This window comes from Streptomyces sp. SolWspMP-5a-2 (genome assembly GCF_900091845.1).
In the GTDB taxonomy this organism is placed as follows: Bacteria; Actinomycetota; Actinomycetes; order Streptomycetales; family Streptomycetaceae; genus Streptomyces; species Streptomyces doudnae.
In genome coordinates this window covers 1-19,759 of sequence record NZ_FMCI01000378.1, presented here as the reverse complement: position 1 = coordinate 19,759, position 19,759 = coordinate 1, and the positions used below count along the sequence as shown (strand labels likewise).

Sequence of the window (19,759 nt, the reverse complement as noted above, 5' to 3'; positions counted from 1 at the left end):
CCGGGCAGGCTTCCCGGGCGGGCGGGTCACTGGAGGTGGAGCCGGGCCGGATGCCTCCCGTCCTCCGGGCAGGTGTGCACCCGCAGGGTGCCGAAGCGGCCGACGCTGATGTCCGGGCCGTCCACGCTGCTGGGGACGGTCAGCAGCAGCCGCGTCGGGGCGCCGCAGGACACACAGTCCAGGGAATCGGGGCCGGAGAGGTCCAGGCCGGGCCAGCCGCCCAGCTTCCAGTCGGGCCGCCGGGACGGCACGTTGAGCGGGACCGCGCCCGCGCCCCGCCGCCCGGCCCACCGCCGCGCCTCCTCGGCGAGCGCGGCCGGGAGGTCGTCCGGGTCCGGGAGCCCGTCCGGATCGGCGAGGTCGGCCACCGGTTGCGGCGAGAGGAGACACGGGGTCGGCAGGTAGGCGTCCTCGGCGCGGTCCGGGCGGGGTGGGCTCGTCAGGACGCGGTCCCGGGCCACCCGCGCGGCGGTGCGGTGGCGTATCTCCAGCGCGGGGCCGTGGTAGCCCGACTGGTCCGGCAGTTCGCCGTGGTCGTTGGGGCACCACAGGACCTGGAGCAGGTCGGCGCCGTCCGGTCGCCCCGTCCGCGGCCGACCGGCGGCGGCGGACGCGCGCGGGTGCCGCAGTTGCAGCAGTGGGACCATGGCGACGCCGGGACCCGAGGTGTCCCACACGGTGCGGACCGTCTCCCAGGAGATCCGGTCCAGCGCCTCCGCCCCGGCCAGCACCCGGCGCAGCACCGCCGTCTCCTCCGCCGTGGTCTCCTCCGCGCGCTCCGGCCGGGCGCGGCGGCGGCCCCGCACCGCGCGGTCGACGCGTTCCAGGGCCGCGCGATCCTCGTCCGGCACCTTCACGCGGACCTCCACGGCGTGCGCCTCGCGGCAGACCGGCCACGGCTCGGCCGCGGGCCACAGCAGCGGGCCGCCGACCGAACTGTCCAGGACGCCCGGCGTACCGGGCTCCGGACGCAGCAGCACGGCGGGACGCACGAGCCCGGCCAGCGCGGGGAACGCGGCCACCAGGTCCTCGACGGCGGCATCGGCATCGTCATCGGCACGGGCATCGGCCATGGACGTCCTCCTCGCGGGAGCGGGACGGGAGTTCGGGCGGAACGGCGGGCGGATACGGCGAGCGGGTACGGCGGGCGGATACGGCGAGCGGGTACGGCGGGTGGTCCGGGGTGCGCGGGGGTGCCTTCCGGCTGCGCGGGTTGCTTCGGTCCGTGCGGCGGGACCTCGGTGCGCGCGGCGGGCCCTGACACCGTGCGGCCGGTCCCGGGGTCGTGCGCTGGTACTTCGGGCCGTACGGAAAAGCTACGCGGCGCCACTGACAACGGACCCGGCGTGCGCCTCTGTCCCCGCCGCGGGCTCTCCCGTCCCGACCTGTCTCGTCCTGTCCCGTCCTGCCCCGACCCGTCCCGCCGCGTTGTCGGTGGCCGGTGCGACCATGGGCGTATCGCCGCGGTGCGCGGCGGGCCGAGGGGGAGGGCGGGATGGGGGAGGACAGCGGGGAGGCCGTCGTCGGGCGGCGGGCCCGGGAGCTGTGCGAGCGGGGTGCCGGGCTGCGGGACACCGCCCGTACCCTGCTCGACGACCACGAGCGCGCCCTGGACGCCGTCCGGGCCGCGCTCACCCCGCTGCGCGACGAACTGGTCGCCGCGGAGCTGGAGTCCATCCCGGTCGCACGGCTCAAGGACGCCACCGAGGGCAGGCTGCGGCTCGCGGCCGTCGAGGCGGCCGGGTTCGCCACCGTGCGCGCCGTCCACGAGGCCGGACGCCACCAGCTCCGGCAGATCCCCGGCGTCGGCGCCCAGACCGCCGACCAGGTCCTCGCCGCCGCGGGACAGATCGCCCGCGCGGTCGAGGAGACCGTCTCCGTGCGGATCGACGTCGACCACCCCGAACCCCGCACCACCGCCCTGGTCATCGCCCTGCACCGGCTCGTCGAGGCCGGGCCCGAGCTGCGCCGCGCGGTCGACACCGCCCGGCGCGTGGACGGCGCGCTCGGCGACCTGCTGCCCGCCGCCCGCCCCACCACCGGCCGGCTGCGGCTCGCCCTCACGGGAGCGCGCCGCCGCACGGCCGCCCTGGAGGCGGGCCGGGAACTGCGCGCCCTGGTCGCCGACGCGGAGACCCGGGAGGTCGGCCTGCTGCTGGCGCAGGCCACCACCGACCTGCTGCGCGGCCCGGTCTCCGAGATCGAGGCGTGGGTCGACTTCGAGCTGCGCTCCGCCGAGTACTACAGCCAGCTCGTCGAGGTCGGCGCACCGCGCGGCGAGGAACAGGCCGCCGACGGGTTCCTGCCGACGGACGTCGTCGAACGGGTGCAGGCGCAGCCGCTCGACGACGCGCACCGCCGGGTCTCGCTGCGCGGCTACCAGTCCTTCGGGGCCCGGTTCGCGCTGGCGCAGCGCCGGGTCGTGCTCGGTGACGAGATGGGGCTCGGCAAGACCGTGCAGGCCATCGCCGCGCTCGCGCACCTCGCGGCCCAGGGGCACAGCCACTTCCTGGTGGTCTGCCCGGCCGGGGTGCTCATCAACTGGACGCGGGAGATCCGCTCCCGCAGCACCCTGCGCGCGCACCCGGTGCACGGCCCCGAACGGCTGGACGCGCACGCCGAATGGCGCGAGCGCGGCGGCGTCGCCCTCACCACCTTCGACGTGCTGCACACCCTGCCCGCGCCCGGGGAGGGCGGCGCCCCGGCGATGCTCGTCGTCGACGAGGCGCACTACGTGAAGAACCCGGAGACCCGGCGCGCCCGTTCGGTCGCCGAGTGGACCGCGCGCTGCGAGCACGTCCTGTTCCTCACCGGCACGCCCATGGAGAACCGCGTGGGGGAGTTCCGCTCCCTGGTGCGGATGCTGCGCCCCGAACTGGTCCCGGAGATCCGGGACAGCGACGCGGCGGCGGGACCGCACGTCTTCCGGCGCACGGTCGCCCCCGCCTACCTGCGCCGCAACCAGCGGGACGTGCTCACCGAACTGCCCGCGCTGCTCCAGGTCGACGAGTGGGCCGAGCCGAGCCCGGCCGACCAGGACGCCTACCGCGCCGCGGTCGCCGCCGGGAACTTCATGGCGATGCGCCGGGCCGCCTACGCCGACCCGGAGCACTCGGCGAAGCTGCGGCGGCTGCGCGAACTGGTCGCGGAGGCGGCCGAGAACGGCCACAAGACGGTCGTCTTCTCCTACTTCAGGGACGTCACGGGCGCGGTGCGGGATGCCCTGCCCGAGCCGGTGTTCGGACCGCTCTCCGGCGGGCTGCCGGTCGGCGCGCGGCAGCGCCTGGTCGACGACTTCACGCACGCCGAGGGACCCGCCGTGCTGCTCGCCCAGATCGAGGCGGGCGGGGTCGGCCTCAACCTCCAGGCCGCGTCCGTCGTCGTGCTGTGCGAACCGCAGGTCAAACCGACCCTGGAGCACCAGGCGGTGGCCCGCGCGCACCGCATGGGCCAGGTCCGCCCGGTCCAGGTGCACCGCCTGCTCGTCACCGACGGCGTCGACGCGCGGCTGCTGCGCATCCTGGAGAACAAGACCCGCCTCTTCGACGCCTACGCCCGCCGCAGCGACACCGCCGACGCCACCCCGGACGCGGTGGACGTCTCCGACGTCGGCATCGCCCGCCGCATCGTGGAGGAGGAACAGCTCCGGCTGGCGACCGGGGCCGCGTAACTCCGTTCCCAGCCCGGCGAACCCGTGCCTACGATGCGCCGAGCCGTACGCGGGTCGGACGTCCGGCCGCCGGGCCCGCCGCGAGGCGTGCCACCGCAACTCCCCGCACCACCGCCCGAATCAGGAGCACGGTACCCGTGTCGATACCCCCGCCCCCCGGGGCAGACCAGCCCCAGGACCGCCAGGAGCCCCAAGGCCCGCCCCCGCAGGACCCGTTCGCGGCGCCGCAGGGCCGGGGCCGGGGGAACCCGTCCGCGGCCCCGGCTCCGGAGAACCCGTTCGCGGCCCCGGCGACGGAGAAGCCGTCCGGGGCCACCGAGCCGGGGAACAACCCGCCCGCGCCACCGACAGCTCCGGGCCCCGGCGCGAGCGGTCCGCACCCGCCCCCAGGTCAGGCAGCCGCAGAAACGTACCCGCCCCCAGCCCCGGGTGCCGCAGGTCCGTACCCGCCTCCCGGCCCGGGTGCCGCAGGTCCGTACCCGCCGCCTCCCGGTGCAGGTGCGAGGGGTGTGTACCCGCCGCCTCCCGGGGGCGGGCCGTACGGCTACCAGACCTGGGGGCAGGGGTACAGCCCGTACAACCGGCCGACCCCCGTCAACGGGGCGGCGATCGCCTCCCTCGTCCTGGGGATCCTGTGCTGCGTCCCGGGCGCCGGTCTGCTCCTCGGTCTGGTCGCGCTCGGCCAGATCCGGCGCAGCGGCGACCGGGGCAAGGGCATGGCGGTGGCCGGTTCGGTGCTGTCGTCGATCGGGATCGTGCTGTGGGCGCTGATGCTGGCCACCGGCGGACTCACCGGCATCAGGGACGGCATCGAGGCGGCGGTCGGCGAGGACGGCACCGCCTACGCGCTCACCGTCGGCGAGTGCTTCGACGCGCCGGACGGCTCGCTGGAGGGGTACGCGTACCACATCGACGACGTGCCCTGCGACGGCGAGCACGACGGGGAGGTCTTCGCCGCCTTCACGGTCACCGGGCACGACTCCTACCCGGGTGACGACGAGGTCGCCACGATCGCCGACACCCGCTGCTACCAACTGCGGTACGGGTACGCCATGGACGTCTGGGCCGTCCCCGCCGACGTCGACGTCTACTACCTGACGCCGACCGGGTCGAGCTGGGAGCTGGGCGACCACGAGGTCACCTGCCTGTTCGGCAACACGGACGAGGGCGCGGGCCTCACCGGGTCGCTGCGCAACGACGAATCCCTGCTCGACGTCGACCAGTACGCGTACCTGGCCGCCGTCAACCTGGAGAACAAGGTCCTGGACGAGGAGCCCATGGAGAGCGCCGACGACGACTTCGAGGCGAACCGGGCGTGGGCCGGGCGGATGTCGGGGACGCTCCTGAAGGAGGTCGGGCAGTTGCGCGGGCACACCTGGCCGGAGGCCGCGCGCAAGCCGGTCGCGGAGATCGCGGACGAGGTCGCGACGCTCCAGAAGGAGTGGGCGAAGGCGGCGCGGGCCGAGGACGCCGACGCGTTCTACGTCCACTACGACCGGATCACGGAGCTGTCGGCGCCCGACCGCTCGGTCACCGCCCGCAAGGCTCTGGGGCTGGCCACCACCCCGCCCGCGGACGGGAGCGACGGCTCCGGGGGCGCGAGCGGGGGAGGAGACTCCGGTCTTGAGGTGTGACGGCGGCTGTGCTGGGGAGAAAGTGCCTGCGTAAGCCCCTGGTAAGCGCAAGTCATCACATCGGGTGATTCTCTGGCCTTTGCTTGCATCGTCGAACCCACGGTTGCCAGGCTGTCGCTGTCTGTACAACCTGATGGGAGCGGCCTGTGACTTTCGGTGAGCAGCCGGCGTACCTGCGCGTCGCGGGTGATCTCCGCAAGAAGATCGTCGACGGATCGCTGCCACCGCACACCCGGCTCCCCTCGCAGGCCCGCATCCGCGAGGAGTACGGCGTCTCGGACACCGTCGCCCTGGAGGCGCGCAAGGTGCTGATGGCCGAGGGCCTGGTCGAGGGCCGCTCCGGGTCCGGCACCTACGTGCGGGAGCGGCCGGTGCCCCGGCGGGTGGCGCGCTCCGGCTACCGGCCCGACGGCGGGGCGACCCCGTTCCGCCAGGAGCAGGCCGACGGCGAGGCGCGCGGCACCTGGGATTCGCGCAGCGAGCAGGTCGCGGCCGGTGGCGCGGTGGCCGAGCGGCTCGGCATCGAGCCGGGCGAGCGCGTGATGTGCACGCGCTACGTCTTCCGCGAGGCCGGTGAGGTGATGATGCTGTCCACCTCGTGGGAGCCCCTGGAGGTCACCGGGCGCACGCCGGTGATGCTGCCCGAGGAGGGGCCCCTCGGCGGGATGGGCGTCGCCGAGCGGATGGCGGCGATCGACGTGATCGTGGACAACGTCACGGAGGAGGTCGGGGCCCGTCCCGGCCTCGCCGAGGAGCTGGCCGCGCTCGGTGGCGTGCCCGGTCACGTGGTGCTGGTCATCCAGCGCACGTTCTACGCCTCGGGGCGCCCGGTGGAGACCGCCGACGTGGTCGTCCCGGCGGATCGGTACCGCGTCGCGTACCACCTTCCCGTGAAGTAGCGCACACCCTCGAGGGGTTGACCCGCCCCGGCTTCCCTGCGGGGCGCACCGCGCGCCCGTGCCCCCGTCGCCGCGATCAGGCCGTTCTCGCAGGTGGCCGCCGCCCTCTCCGGGCGGCCCCGGGCGGATGCGTCGCCTGGTCCGGACGGCGCGTTCGCCGGCGCGCGCCCCCTGCGTTCTGGCCGGTTGCGTACCTCTTTGTGAAAACCCGTATTCGCTGCGTAAAGGTAGGGCGTAGGCTCAGGCATATGCGGATCGCGGTTTCCTCAGAGGGCGGAGCGCGGTGCGAACCGCGGGTGGGAAGGGGCGACTTGGCGTGATGAACGACAGCACTCTCACTCTCCCCTGGCGCCTCATACGTGAGGACGACAACGGCAACCGGTACAGCGTCGGCAGATACGCGACGCAGGCCGAGGCGGAGAAGGAGGCCGACCGGCTCGGCGGCCGGAGTCACAAACAGCTGTACTGGGTCGAGTGCCTCACCCAGAACGGCCAGGGTGGAACCGCCACCCTCAACTAGGGCCCGCCGTCCGCACCATGCGGCCGTGAGCGGGGTCCGCCGTACGGCGCCGAGCGCCGGCGTGCGACTCCCGTAGGCTCCGGCACATGACGGAACGGATCGTGGTGGGCGCCGCCCTCCTGGACGACGGCCGCCTGCTCGCGGCCCGCCGCAGCGCGCCCGCCGAACTCGCCGGTCGCTGGGAACTGCCCGGCGGCAAGGTCGAACCGGGCGAGCGTCCCGAGGACGCCCTCGTCCGCGAACTGCGCGAGGAACTCGGCGTGGACGCCGCTCTCGTCGAACGGATCCCCGGCCGGTGGCCGCTGAGAGAGCCCTATGTCCTCCAGGTCTGGACCGCCCGGCTGCTGCCCGGCTCCGCCGCCCCGCGCCCCCTGGAGGACCACGACGCGCTGCGCTGGCTCCCGGCCGCCGAGGTGTGGGACGTCGACTGGCTCGACCAGGACGTGCCCGCCGTGCGCGCCGCGGTGACCCGCCTCGGCGCGGAGCGGCCCGGCACCGGGCGGCCCGGCGCGCGCTAGGACCGCGCGGCGCAGGAACCCGGAGCGGGACGACAGGGAGCGAGGCGACAGGGAGCGGGACGGCGCCGAGCGGGGCGGTGCGGGTCGGTCGGCGCCTGGGGAGCGGGCGCGGGTCGGTGCGGTGCGGGTCGGCGTGATCGGTTCGGCGCGGAGTGGGGCGGAGCCGCTGCTTCCGCGGGATATGTGGGGGGAGCGGAGGGGGAGCACAGGAGTGCGGAGGGGGAAGCCCGCCGGGAACAGGGCGCCGGGTACGCCGTTTGTGCCACTGTGCTTCGAATAAGGCGGTACTTCACGCCGAATATCGGGTATGTGGCCATTAACCCCATGAAATTGGACATGGGTAGGCTTGCTGGCCCGGCCTGGGAAGTGATCGGCGTGATCGACACCGAAGGCGACTGCGCCGAGTGGACCTTTCCCGCGGAGCCGGGAGCCGTCCGTGACGCCCGTGCCGCCGTGCGCGACCGACTCCGCCGCTGGAACCTCGACCCCCTGACAGATCTCGCCACCCTGCTGGTCAGCGAGCTGGTCACCAACTCGCTGCGGCACGCGACCGGCCCCATCGGACTCCGCCTCGTCCGCCCCGCGCGCCCCGGCGACGTCCTGCGCGTCGAGGTCTCCGACCCGCTCCCCGACCCGCCCCGCGAACGGGTCGCCCGTCCGGAGGACGAGAGCGGGCGCGGACTCCAACTCGTCGCGCTCTCCTCGCGCAGTTGGGGTACCCGACCCGGCGACGGCGGCAAAACGGTCTGGTTCGAACTGGCCGTACCGGGGTGAACCGGACGCCTCGCCCGCCCGTGGAAGCTGTACGAGGCAGTCCGCTTCGCCGACCGGCCTGTTCGGCGGACGACGGTTGCCGATAGGAGTGGTTCGACGACGTGTTGGCTGGTTAGAAGACTGGAAGTGTTGTCACGGTCCGGACCGAAAACCATCGGGACCGTGCTGTGATCGTGAACACCGTGTTGTGCGGCGCCGTAGTGCTGGATACTGCGGGCAGCCGAGGCCGGTGACCGGTACCGGACGCGGTGAGCTGGAGGGGACGGTTCGCGTGAGCGAGATACCAGCGAAGGCGACGGAGTCCGAGGACCCGTCGGGCGGCGCGCGGTCGTACACCGCGAGCGCCGCCGATGCGCACGCGCCGCGCGCGGCGACGGGCGCAGGCGAGCTGCCCGCACCTGGTGACGCCATGTGGCAGAGCAGTCCGCCCGGCTCCATCTACGACTACATCAAGGTCGCCTCCTTCTCCATCGGCCCCGACGGACTCGTCGACCAGTGGAGCCTGCGCGCCGAACAACTCTTCGGCCTCACCGCCGAGCAGGCCGTCGGCACGGACCCGATCGAGGCGTTCGTCGACCCCGATCTGCGCGAGCAGGGCCAGCGCAAGATGGCCGAGATCCTCGACGGGCGGGAGTGGACCGGCGTGGTCCCCTTCCGGGTGCCCGAGCCGAGGCGGCGCGGCGAGTGCGGCGAGGAGGGCCTCGCCGAGGTCTACGTCATGCCGACGCTCACCGAGGACGGCGAGAAGGCCGCCGTCTGCATCGTCGTGGACGTCCGCACCCTGCGCAGCATCGAGACGGACCTCGCCGCCTCACAGTCGATTTTCGGGCAATCGCCGTTCGGGTTCCTGCTCATCGACGCCGACCTGCGGGTCCGCCGCGCCAACAAGCGGTTCGCCTCCATCTTCGGCGGCAGCCCCGACGACCACCGCGGCAAGGGCGTCCACGACTACCTGCCCCGGCCCGAGGCCGACCGGATCACGGCCACCCTGCGCCGGGTCCTGGAGACCGGCAACGCCATCACCGACATGCACGTCACCGGGTACGTGCCGAACACCGACGAGCGCCGCCACTGGTCCGTCAACCTCTACCGCGTGCACAGCGGGAGCGGCCGGCCCATCGGGGTCGCCTGGCTCGCCACCGACATCACCGCCCGCCGCGCCGCCGCCCGCGAGGCCGCCGCGGCACGGCGCAATCTCGCCCTCCTCAACGAGGCCGGTGCCCGCATCGGCAACTCCCTCGACCTGGAGACCACCTCCCGCGAACTCCTCGACGTCGTCGTCCCCGGCTTCTGCGACCTCGCCACCGTCGACCTCTACCAGGGGCTGCTGGCCGGTGACGAGACCCCGCCGGGGCTCGCCGACGGCAGCGCCGCGCTGCGCCGGGTCGCCTTCGCCAGCGCCGTCTCCGACGCGCCCTTCGTCGGCGGCGGGACCTCCGTCGAGGTCGGCGCCGTCCACCACTACCCCTTCAACTCGCCGTGCGCGGACGCCCTGCGCACCGCCCGCACCCAGCGCGTCCCGGCCGAGGAGGGCGGGCTCGTGCAGTCCACCCTCGCCGTCCCGATGGTCGCCCACGACACCGTCGTCGGACTCGTCCAGTTCGCCAGGACCAAGGGCAGCGAGCCGTTCGGCGACCGCGACCGCGACCTCGCCGTGGAACTCGCCGCCCGCGCCGCCGTCTGCATCGACAACGCCCGCCTCTACCGGCGCGAGCACGAACGGGCGCTGATACTGCAGCGGTCCCTGCTGCCGCCGGGCGACCCGGTCGCCTCCGGCCTCGACATCGCCTGCCGCTACCGTCCTGGCAACTCCTCCTCCGACCGGCCGAGCGAGGTCGGCGGCGACTGGTTCGACGTCATCGAACTGCCAGGACACCGCACCGCGTTGGTCGTCGGCGACGTCATGGGACGCGGGCTGCGCGCCGCCGTCGCCATGGGTGAACTGCGTTCCGCCGTCCGCACCCTGGCCCTGCTCGACCTCGAACCGGCCGAGGTGCTGGGCGCGTTGGACGAGATCGCGCGCGGACTCGGGGCACCCGGCGGGGTCCAGCAGGCCACCCGCTCCGCCCGCAGGCCGCCCGAGGCGGACCTCTCCGAGGTGTACCTCGCCACCTGCATCTACGCCGTCTACGACTCCGTCACCCGGCGCATCACCTTCGCCAACGCCGGTCATCTCCCGCCGGTCCTCGTCGAACCCGGCGAGGACGCCCTGATGCTCGACGTGCCGCCCGGCATGCCGCTCGGCGTCGGCGGCGAGCCCTTCGAGGAGGTCGACGTCGACCTGCCCGAGGGCGCGCTGCTCGCCCTCTACACGGACGGCCTCGTCGAGTCCCGCGACCACCCGCTCGACGAGGGGCTCCAGGCCTTCGTCGGTGCGCTCACCGACCCCGCCCGCCCGCTGGAGGACGTCTGCGACCACGTCCTCAACACCCTCGACACCCACCACGGAGAGGACGACATCGCCCTGCTGATGGCCCGCGTCCAGGGGCTGCCCAGCGACTCCGTCGGCGACTGGACGCTGCCGCGCGAACCGCGCAGCGTGGGCCGCGCCCGCGAGCACGCGCGCGGCCAACTGCTGTCCTGGGGACTGGAACCGCTCGTCGACACGGCGGAACTCCTGGTCAGCGAACTCGTCACCAACGCCCTGCGGTACGGCGAGGGCGAGATCAGACTGCGGCTCCTGCTGGACCGCACCCTGGTCTGCGAGGTCTGGGACTCCGGCCTGGTCCAGCCCCGCCGACGCCGCGCCCGCGACACCGACGAGGGCGGCCGCGGCCTGCAACTCGTCGGCCTCCTCAGCACGTCCTGGGGCTCCCGCCGCACCCCCCGGGGCAAGACGGTCTGGTTCGAACTCCCCCTCCCGGACGGCGAGACGGGCCTCACGGACCCGGCGGAGGCACTCCTCAGCCTGTTCTGACCGACGGAACGGACGGACCCCGGGGAGCGAGGAGGGCCCCCGGGGGGAATCGGGGACCGGTGGCCGGTTCGGTTCCCCCGGGCGGGCGCGGGTTGGTCAGAGGGGCTCGGGTGCGCGGCGGCGGAAGGTTCTGGGGCCGCCGAAGCTCGGGGGCGGGCCGACGCCGTCCGGTCCTGATCCGTCCGGCGGCGGCAGCAGGACGCCGCCCAGCACCGCGCCCGCGAGACCGCTCTCGTGCCCGCTCTCGCCGGTCAGCGGGTTGCCGTACCCCCGCACATCGCGTTCGGCCAGCTCACGGGCGCGGACCGCGGCCGCGTCGGCGGCGAGCGGATCGTCCGCGAGGGAGCGCGCCGCCTCCGACAGCAGCGTCCTCGCCTCGTGGCCGACGGCGCCCCGGTGCGTGCCGACGAACGTGTCGGCGTCCGCGACGCTGTGCGCGGCGACCAGCGAAGCCGCCGCGGGCACGGCCCCGGCCCGGCCCGCCGCCAGCGGCAGCACCGCGACCGTGACCCGCCGCAGCGCGTCGACCGGGTCGAAGGGTCCCGCCGTCGCCGCGGTGCGGACCGCGGCCAGGACGGCGTCGGCGACATCGGCGCGGGCCAGCAGGGTGTCCGCGGGCAGCAGCGGCTGCGCGGGCCGCGCGCCCGAACCGCCGGGGCGGACGAACCGGTGCCCCCGCGCGGTCACCGGCGGTTCCGCGCCGTCGCCGCGCGCCGCCTCCGCGTTCTCCCGCGCCGTCCCGCGCGTCCCCGCGATCTCCGCCTCGGCACCGGTCAGCGTGGCCGGAAGCAGCCGCTCGGCCGACTCCAGGTCGGCGGCGAGACGCTCCACGCCGTCCAGGAAGGCGGCGGCCTGCGCGATCCCGCCCTCCGCCGACCGCAGATGCCGGGCCGCCCGGTCCCGCTCGCCCCGATCCGCCGCCTGCCGGGCCTCGTTGAGCCGGAACGTCGTGAACACCAGCCGGTCCTTGGCCTGTTCGACGTAGCCGGTGACCGGTTCCGTCACCGTGCCCCCGTACCGTCCGCCGAGCCGCGCGAGCCGCTCCGCCACCCGGCCGGTGTGCCCGGCCAGTGCACGGAACCGCGTCTCGGCGACCACCAGCGCGTCCACCACCCCCGGCGCGGACCCCGGGTCGAGCCCGCGCAGCCGGTCGAAGGCCGCCGCGTCCGCGTCGAGGCGCCGTCCCGCCTCCTCGCACCGCCCGACGATCCCGGCGAGCAGGTGCCGCCGCGCCTCCCGGTCGCCCGGCGGCCCCTCGTCGTGGCGGCGCCGCATCCGGCAGGCGGCCGACAGTTCGGCCGCCGCCTCCCGCACCGCCCGCGCGAAGGGCTCGACGGCCGTCGCCCCGAGCCGCGCCCCGGCGAAGTCCAGTTCCTCCCGGCCGACCCGCACCCAGTCGTCGGCGGCGACGAGCAGCGCCCGCGCCCGTTCGTCCGTCTCCGCCTGCGGGGGCGGGGCGGTGGCGACGGCGGCCGTCCCGCCGGGGGTGGTCCTGGTCCTGACCCGCCGGGTGCGCCGCAGATACCCGTACCCGCCGAGGACCAGGGCGGCGACGAGCACGACCAGGGGGAGCGCCAGGTCGGCGGTGGAGGTCCCCTCGGCCGACGGGACGGACGCGGGTCCGGGCACGGGGGAGGGCACCGGGCCCGGCGGGGTCGCGGCGCCGGACGCGGGCGCGGTCGTCGCGGGCACCGGTGGAACCGGGGCCGCGCTGTCGGTCGTCACCCCGGGCAGCACCAGCCACACCACACCGGCCAGCCCGCCCAGCACGGTGTGCAGCAGGCGCGCGGACAGGAGGGACGGAGCGCGGCGTCTTGGCCGCCCCCGTATCAGGGATGACGTCACATTTCGGAGCGTATGAGCAGGAAAGCGGGCGCGCGAGCGGGGTGCGTCCCCCGTGGGGCGCGCGGTGAACGGTGGGACGGCGCACGAGGGACGAGGCAGCCTGGAGCGGGCCGCCCCGCGCACCGCGATCGTGGCGTCCGCCCGGCGGACCTCGCTCGCCCTCGCGGCCACCCCCGAGTCGACGGACCTGCTGAGGGGGCTGCCGTTCTTCCACGAGACCGGGCCCGGTCACCTGGCCCGCGCCGAGACCGTCCCGGCCGCCGTCCGCGGGGTCAGGCCGGGGCTGTCCCGCGCGGACGCCGACCGGGCGCGCTTCGGCGTCGCCCGGTACGTGGACTTCGCGGCCACGGAGGCCGACCGGACGGCGTACCGCGGGGGCTGGGTGCGGGCCGCCGGACGAGACCCGCACCCCCGCCCGCCCGCGGGGCTTCGGGGCGCGGCTACCGGGGCCGGTCCGTGGTGCGCCGTCCGATCTTCGAGCCCAGCCAGACCAGCGGGTCGTACTTGCGGTCGGCCGCGCGTTCCTTCAGCGGGATCAGCGCGTTGTCCGTGATCCTGATGCCCTCCGGGCAGACCTCCGTGCAGCACTTGGTGATGTTGCAGTAGCCGAGCCCGTGCTCGTCCTGCGCGGTGGTCTTGCGGTCGAGGCCGGTTTCGGCGGCCGCGTCCAGCGGGTGCATGTCCAGCTCCGCGACCCGCATCAGGAACCGCGGGCCCGCGAAGGCCGGTTTGTTCTCCTCGTGGTCGCGCACCACATGGCAGGTGTCCTGGCACAGGAAGCACTCGATGCACTTGCGGAACTCCTGCGAGCGGTCCACGTCCCGCTGGGCCATCCGGTAGTCGCCCGGCGCGACCCCCGGCGGCGGCACGAACGCCGGGACCTCCCTGGCCTTCGCGTAGTTGAAGCCGACGTCCGTGACCAGGTCGCGCACGACGGGGAAGGCGCGCAGCGGGGTGACGGTGATCGTCTCGTCCTGCGTGAAGACCGACATGCGGGTCATGCACAGCAGCCGCGGACGGCCGTTGATCTCCGCCGAGCACGAACCGCACTTGCCCGCCTTGCAGTTCCAGCGGACGGCGAGGTCGGGCGCCTGGGTGGCCTGGATGCGGTGGACGATGTCGAGGACCACCTCGCCGTCGTTCACCTCGACGGTGAACTCCGCCAGGCCGCCGCCGCGCACATCGCCCCGCCACACCTTGAAGCGGGCCTCGTAGCTGCTCACTCGTAGAGCTCCTCTTCGGCCAGGTACTTGACCAGCTCCTCCTTCTCGAAGAGGGCGAGCAGGTCCGGGCGGATGGGCTGGGTGTCCTCGCGGGTCAGGGTGATCTGTCCGGGCGCCGGGTCGGCCGGGTCCCGGTCGGCGAGCGCGCACAGCAGGTTGACGTGGCGCCACCGCCGTTCCATCGCCGGGTGGTCCTCGCGGGTGTGGCCGCCGCGCGACTCGGTGCGCTCCAGCGCGGCCCGCGCCACGCACTCGCTGACCAGCAGCATGTTTCGCAGGTCCAGGGCGAGGTGCCAGCCCGGGTTGAACTGGCGGTGGCCCTCAACCCCCGCCCGCGCGGCCCGTACCCGCAGGTCGGAGAGGCGTTCGAGGGCCTGCTCCATCTCGCCCTCCCGGCGGATGATGCCGACCAGGTCGTTCATGGTCTGCTGGAGTTCCTGGTGGAGGGTGTACGGGTTCTCCGGGGCGCGGGCGGCGGCCGTCTCCGGGTCGGCCCCCGGGCCCTCGGCGGAGAACGGGCGCAGCGCCTCGGCCGCCGCGGCGTCCACCTGGGCGTCGTCCACCGCGGGCCGTCCGGCCGTCTGCTCCGCCGCGTGCTCGGCTGCGTGCCGTCCCGCCCGGCGGCCGAAGACCAGCAGGTCGGAGAGGGAGTTGCCGCCGAGCCGGTTGGAGCCGTGCATGCCGCCCGCCACCTCGCCCGCCGCGTACAGGCCCGGCACCCCGCGCGCGGCGGCCGTGTCCGAGTCGACGGCGATGCCGCCCATCACGTAGTGGCAGGTGGGCCCGACCTCCATCGCCTCCGCCGTGATGTCGACGTCGGCCAGCTCCTTGAACTGGTGGTACATGGACGGCAGCCGGCGCCTGATCACCTCGGCCGGCATGCGCGTCGACACGTCGAGGAAGACCCCGCCGTGCGGGGAGCCGCGGCCCGCCTTGACCTCGGAGTTGATGGCGCGGGCGACCTCGTCGCGGGGGAGCAGTTCCGGGGGCCGCCGGTGGTGGTCGGGGTCCTCGTACCAGCGGTCGCCCTCGTCCTCCGACTCGGCGTACTTCTCCTTGAAGACGTCGGGGATGTAGTCGAACATGAACCGCTTGCCCTCGGAGTTGCGCAGGACCCCGCCGTCGCCGCGCACCGACTCGGTGACGAGGATGCCCTTCACCGACGGCGGCCAGACCATGCCCGTGGGGTGGAACTGCACGAACTCCATGTTCAGCAGCGGCGCCCCGGCGAGCAGGGCCAGCGCGTGGCCGTCGCCGGTGTACTCCCACGAGTTCGACGTCACCTTGAAGGACTTGCCGATGCCGCCGGTGGCGACGACCACCGACGGTGCCTCCAGGACCAGGAAGCGGCCGGACTCGCGCTCGTAGCCGAAGACGCCGGAGACCCGGTCGCCGTCCTTCAGCACCCGGGTGACCGTGCACTCCTGGAACACCTTGAGCCGGGACTCGTACTCCCCGGTCTCCGCCTTGTCCTGCTGCTGGAGCGCGACGATCTTCTGCTGGAGGGTGCGGATCAGTTCGAGCCCGGTGCGGTCGCCGACGTGCGCGAGGCGCGGGTACTCGTGGCCGCCGAAGTTGCGCTGCGATATGCGGCCGTCGGCGGTGCGGTCGAAGAGGGCGCCCCAGGTCTCCAGCTCCCAGACCCGGTCCGGGGCCTCCTTGGCGTGCAGCTCGGCCATCCGCCACTGGTTGAGGAACTTGCCGCCGCGCAGCGTGTCCCGGAAGTGGACCTGCCAGCCGTCGCCTGAGTTGACGTTGCCCATGGCCGCCGCGATGCCGCCCTCGGCCATCACCGTGTGCGCCTTGCCGAACAGCGACTTGCAGACGACCGCCGTTCTCGCGCCGCGCTCGCGGGCCTCGATGGCGGCTCGCAGTCCGGCGCCGCCCGCGCCGATCACGACGACGTCCCACTCCTGGCGGTCGACCACGGACATCAGAAGAACCTCGGATCGTCGAAGGCACCGGACGAGAGCAGGTAGACGTAGAAGTCGGTCACTCCCACGCTCACCAGCGAGGCCCAGGCGAGCAGCATGTGACGGGCGTTCAGCGTGCCGACGAACCGCCAGGCCCGGTAGCGCACGGGGTGCCGGGAGAAGTGCTTGAGCTTGCCGCCGACGATGTGCCGGCAGGAGTGGCAGGAGAGGGTGTACGCCCAGATCAGCGCCACGTTGACGACGAACAGCAGGGTGCCGAGGCCCATGTGGCCCCAGTGGTGCCCGGAGTCGCGGAACGCGAGCACGGTGTCGTAGGTGAGCACGCCCGCGACCAGGATCGCCGCGTAGAAGAAGTACCGGTGCAGGTTCTGCAGGACGAGCGGGAAGCGGGTCTCGCCCGAGTACGTCGCGTGCGGCTCGGCGACCGCGCAGGCCGGCGGGGAGGCCCAGAAGCCCCGGTAGTAGGCCTTGCGGTAGTAGTAGCAGGTCAGCCGGAAGCCCAGCGGGAAGACCAGGATGATGATCGCCGGGGAGAGCGCCCACCAACTGCCGAACAGGTCCGCGTTGGGGCCGCTGTGCATGGTCTGGCAGCGCTCGGCGAGACAGGGCGAGTAGAACGGCGACACGTAGGGCGCGGAGTAGTAGTGCGCGTCGGCGAAGGCCCGCCAGGTCGAGTAGACGACGAAGGCGAGCAGGCCCGCCGCCGTTCCCGCGGGGGACAGCCACCAGCGGTCGGTGCGCAGATGACGGGCGGAGATCGCGGCACGCGTCGCGGTGCGCACGCCGCGGCCGTCGGGATGGGGTTCCGTACCAGTGGCCAATGCTTGACTCCGGTCGGGTCAGGGGGCGTGGCGGTCGCGGGCGCCGAGTCCCTCGTCGTCCGAGTCCGTCCACAGGCTGGTGTCGTACGGGGTGTCGGGGATGGGGACGAGATCGGTGCGCCGGGCGGCGGGGGAGGCCGCGGTGTCGCGCAGCAGGGCGATGCTCTCGCGCAGGTGGTTGGCGTCGTTGCGGACCCGGCGCATCTCCAGGCCGCCGGTGCCCAGCTGCTTCTCCAGCCGTCCGACGGACCTGAGCAGCTCGTCGAGGCTGCGCTGGACCGATGTCAGTTCGTCGTGCACGGACATGACGTGACCTCACTTCCGCGGGCGGCACTGCCCTGGGCGGGGACGTTCATGCGCCTGCGAGTGTTGCGCGTCACACCCGGCGCTGGGAAGGCATGTGCACGGATTGGCGGGGGCGCGCGGATGCGGTCGTCCCCGGGAAGCCCCGGGCGGGCCCCGGTGGGCCCCGGTGGGCCCCGGTGGGCCCCGGACGGGGGCCGGACGACCCCAGGCGGGCTCTGCACGGACGCCGTGGAGGAAACGTTCCCGCCTATGGCGCAGCCGCCCCCGCGCCGGTTGCGCCGCACGGGTGGGGTTCGGCGCGCGTGTCGCCGTGTCGCCCCCGACCGCGGGACCCCGTCCTCTTCAGTGGGCCGCATAGATCTGATCAGCTCCAAATACCGCCAAACGAGATCGGCGGCGGCCCCCTCCCGGAGGTAGACGACATGTCCCACCACGGCGTCGGACTGCGCGCGGTCATGCGCTCGGTCGCCTTCCTTGCCGCGGGCGCGCTCGCGGTCCCCGCACTCGCCGGATGCAGTTCCGAGGACGAGGCCGGCCGCCCGCTCGCCGGGCAGGACATCGCGCCCGCCGCCCGCGACCAGGTCGCCGACGGCGGCACCCTGCGCTGGGCCGTGGACGACATCCCCGAGACCCTGAACGCCTACCAGGCGGACGCCGACGCGGCCACCAACCGGATCGCGCAGGCCACCCTGCCCGCGATGTTCCGGCTGGACGCGCAGGGGCGGCCGCAGCGGGACGCGGACTACCTGGAGACCGCCAAGGTCGTCGAGAGCGAGCCCCGGCAGGTCGTGCTCTACAAGCTGAACCAGCAGGCGGTCTGGAGCGACGGCCGGGAGATCGGCGCCGCCGACTTCGCCGCCCAGTGGCGCGCCCTGTCCGGCAAGGACAGCGCCTACTGGACCGCCCGCAACGCCGGGTACGACCGCATCGAGAAGATCGAGCGGGGCGCCAGCGACCTGGAGGTCAAGGTCACCTTCAAGCGCCCGTACACCGACTGGCGCTCGCTGTTCTCGCCGCTGTACCCGAAGTCCGTCATGGGCACCCCCGACTCCTTCAACGACGGCGCGCGCCGCAAGCTCAAGGTCACCGCGGGCCCGTTCGCGGTGAAGAAGGTCGACCGCGCCGAGGACGAGATCTCCCTCACCCGCAACCCCCGTTGGTGGGGCCGCCCGGCGAAGCTCTCCGAGATCGACCTGATGGCCGTGCAGCGCTCCAAGCGGGCCGCCGCGCTGGCCGCGGGGAAGATCGACCTCGCGGACGTCGACGCGGACACCGCCTCCCGGATCTCCGTCGCCGGGAACGGCGGCGCGAGCGGCGCCCCGTCTCAGGGCGCCTCCCCGCAGACGGGCTCCGGCCGGACCGCCGCGAAGCCGCTGGGCTCCTGGGCGCGGGCGCACGGCAGCGACGAGGACGCCTCGGACGAGGAAGTGCTCGCCCGCAAGAAGGAGCGCAAGGCGATCGCGAAGTACGAGCGCCAGCAGGAGGCGCTGCGCGGCTTCGAGGTCCGCAAGTCGCTCGAACCCGCCTTCACGCAGCTCGCCCTGAACGGTTCGGAGGGCCCGCTCGCGGACGAGCGGGTGCGCAGGGCGGTGGCCCGCGCCCTCGACCGGGAGGCGCTCGCCCAGGTCGTGCTGAAGCCGCTCGGACTGCCCGCGGTGCCCGTCGGCAGCCATCTGGCGCTCTCCGGGCAGGCCGCCTACGCCGACAACAGCGGCGCGATCGGCGGTCAGGACACGGCCGAGGCGCAGGCGCTGCTCGCCGACGCCGGGTGGGTGCCGGGCGCCCCGGTCAAGGACAAGAAGAAGGGCGAGAAGGCGGCCGGTTCCGAGGGCAGGAAGTCGCAGGACGAGTCCGAGGGCGGCAGCGACGGCGCGTACATCGTCGGCGAGGACAACAAGGGCCACGGCGACGGCGAGGACAAGAAGGACCACGACGGCGGCGAGAGCGGCTCCAGGCACCTCGCGGACGGCAGGCAGTACGGCGGCGAGGCGCACCTCAAGCAGGGCGGCGCGGCCGGTGCCTACGCCCCCAAGGGCACCGCGGCCCCGGCGCCCGCGCCCGGCCCGCTGGCCAAGGACGGCAAGCCGCTGACCCTGCGGTTCGTGCTGCCGTCGGGCGCGGGCTCCGGCTCGCTGCGGGCGGTGGCCGAGCGGATCGGCACCATGCTGGAGCGGGTCGGCATCAGGACCGACATCACCAAGGTGTCGGACAGCAGCTACTTCAAGGACCACATCGCGTCCGGCCAGTACGACCTGGCGCTCTACTCGTGGCCCGCCTCCGCGTTCCCGGCCACCGACGCCCGGCCGATCTACGCCAAGCCGGTGCCCGCGGCCGACGGTTCCCTGAACGTCGAGCAGAACTACACCCGGGTCGGCACCGACCAGGTCGATCAGTTGTTCGACCGTGCGGCGGGCACGCTCGACGAGGACGAGAGCCGCTCTCTGCTGCGCAAGGCCGACTCCCGGATCTGGGCCTCCGCCGGATCCATCCCGCTCTACCAGCGCCCGCAGCTCACCGCGGCCCGCAAGGACCTCGCCAACGCCGGTTCCTTCGGCTTCCAGACCCCGGTCTACCAGGACATGGGCTTCCTGAAGAACGGCGTCAAGCCGTCCGCCGCTGCCTCCGGGAACTGACCGGTACCCGCTCGGCCCCGGGCCGCCGTCCCGCACCCGCGGGGCGGCGGCCCGAGCCGCTTCCC

General features: G+C 74.2%; 14 protein-coding genes and 1 pseudogene. 9 read left to right on the top strand and 6 right to left on the bottom strand.

Features of this window, described 5'->3' with window-relative positions; genetic code table 11:
- Window positions 1–26: 26 nt before the first annotated feature.
- Entirely contained in the window at window positions 27–1,073 is a 1,047-nt protein-coding gene (locus GA0115242_RS37315) for a hypothetical protein (RefSeq protein WP_093836096.1), read from the bottom strand.
- Between the two features lie 422 nt (window positions 1,074–1,495).
- Between GA0115242_RS37315 and GA0115242_RS37310 the strand changes: the two genes are divergently transcribed.
- From GA0115242_RS37310 to GA0115242_RS37280, 7 genes are all read left to right on the top strand, one after another.
- Entirely contained in the window at window positions 1,496–3,670 is a 2,175-nt protein-coding gene (locus tag GA0115242_RS37310) for a DEAD/DEAH box helicase (protein WP_093836095.1), read from the top strand.
- A gap of 509 nt (window positions 3,671–4,179) precedes the next feature.
- The gene (locus tag GA0115242_RS37305) at window positions 4,180–5,304 is read left to right on the top strand and encodes a DUF4190 domain-containing protein (RefSeq protein WP_256089846.1); all 1,125 of its coding nucleotides are present in this window, start codon (window positions 4,180–4,182) and stop codon (window positions 5,302–5,304) included.
- Window positions 5,305–5,450: 146 nt separating this feature from the next.
- A complete protein-coding gene (locus GA0115242_RS37300; RefSeq protein ID WP_093836093.1) occupies window positions 5,451–6,203 on the top strand; it encodes a GntR family transcriptional regulator in 753 nt (250 codons plus the stop codon).
- 319 nt (window positions 6,204–6,522) lie between these two features.
- The gene (locus GA0115242_RS37295; RefSeq protein WP_093836092.1) at window positions 6,523–6,723 is read left to right on the top strand and encodes a hypothetical protein; all 201 of its coding nucleotides are present in this window, start codon (window positions 6,523–6,525) and stop codon (window positions 6,721–6,723) included.
- Window positions 6,724–6,809: 86 nt separating this feature from the next.
- Window positions 6,810–7,241 carry a (deoxy)nucleoside triphosphate pyrophosphohydrolase gene (locus GA0115242_RS37290; protein WP_093836091.1) on the top strand — a complete coding sequence of 144 codons (432 nt, stop codon included), beginning with the start codon at window positions 6,810–6,812 and terminating at the stop codon, window positions 7,239–7,241.
- Between the two features lie 336 nt (window positions 7,242–7,577).
- Window positions 7,578–8,015 (top strand): ATP-binding protein, encoded by a 438-nt coding sequence (locus tag GA0115242_RS37285; RefSeq protein WP_093836090.1) that lies wholly within the window; start codon window positions 7,578–7,580, stop codon window positions 8,013–8,015.
- 271 nt (window positions 8,016–8,286) lie between these two features.
- Window positions 8,287–10,932 (top strand): SpoIIE family protein phosphatase, encoded by a 2,646-nt coding sequence (locus GA0115242_RS37280; protein WP_093836089.1) that lies wholly within the window; start codon window positions 8,287–8,289, stop codon window positions 10,930–10,932.
- A 96-nt stretch (window positions 10,933–11,028) separates the two neighbouring features.
- Here the strand turns inward: GA0115242_RS37280 and GA0115242_RS37275 are convergent, their stop codons facing one another.
- Window positions 11,029–12,777: a hypothetical protein gene (locus GA0115242_RS37275; RefSeq protein WP_093836088.1), complete on the bottom strand. Its 1,749-nt coding sequence runs from the start codon at window positions 12,775–12,777 to the stop codon at window positions 11,029–11,031.
- Window positions 12,778–12,916: 139 nt separating this feature from the next.
- Here GA0115242_RS37275 and GA0115242_RS42155 point away from each other — a divergent pair.
- A pseudogene (locus tag GA0115242_RS42155) lies at window positions 12,917–13,162 on the top strand (hypothetical protein); the annotation flags it as partial.
- 55 nt (window positions 13,163–13,217) lie between these two features.
- Here GA0115242_RS42155 and GA0115242_RS37265 read toward each other — a convergent pair.
- The 4 genes from GA0115242_RS37265 to GA0115242_RS37250 are packed head-to-tail and all read right to left on the bottom strand — an operon-like array spanning window position 13,218 to window position 17,061.
- A complete protein-coding gene (locus tag GA0115242_RS37265) occupies window positions 13,218–14,000 on the bottom strand; it encodes a succinate dehydrogenase/fumarate reductase iron-sulfur subunit (protein WP_093836087.1) in 783 nt (260 codons plus the stop codon).
- Window positions 13,997–15,934: a fumarate reductase/succinate dehydrogenase flavoprotein subunit gene (locus tag GA0115242_RS37260; RefSeq protein WP_093836086.1), complete on the bottom strand. Its 1,938-nt coding sequence runs from the start codon at window positions 15,932–15,934 to the stop codon at window positions 13,997–13,999. Before GA0115242_RS37260 ends, GA0115242_RS37265 begins: the two co-directional genes overlap by 4 nt.
- On the bottom strand, window positions 15,934–16,755 hold the full coding sequence (locus GA0115242_RS37255) for a hypothetical protein (protein WP_093836085.1): 822 nt from the start codon (window positions 16,753–16,755) through the stop codon (window positions 15,934–15,936). Before GA0115242_RS37255 ends, GA0115242_RS37260 begins: the two co-directional genes overlap by 1 nt.
- 18 nt (window positions 16,756–16,773) lie before the next feature.
- Entirely contained in the window at window positions 16,774–17,061 is a 288-nt protein-coding gene (locus tag GA0115242_RS37250) for a hypothetical protein (protein WP_093836084.1), read from the bottom strand.
- A 422-nt stretch (window positions 17,062–17,483) separates the two neighbouring features.
- Here GA0115242_RS37250 and GA0115242_RS37245 point away from each other — a divergent pair, with 422 nt between their 5' ends.
- On the top strand, window positions 17,484–19,694 hold the full coding sequence (locus GA0115242_RS37245; RefSeq protein WP_093836083.1) for an ABC transporter family substrate-binding protein: 2,211 nt from the start codon (window positions 17,484–17,486) through the stop codon (window positions 19,692–19,694).
- The last annotated feature ends 65 nt before the right edge of the window (window positions 19,695–19,759 follow it).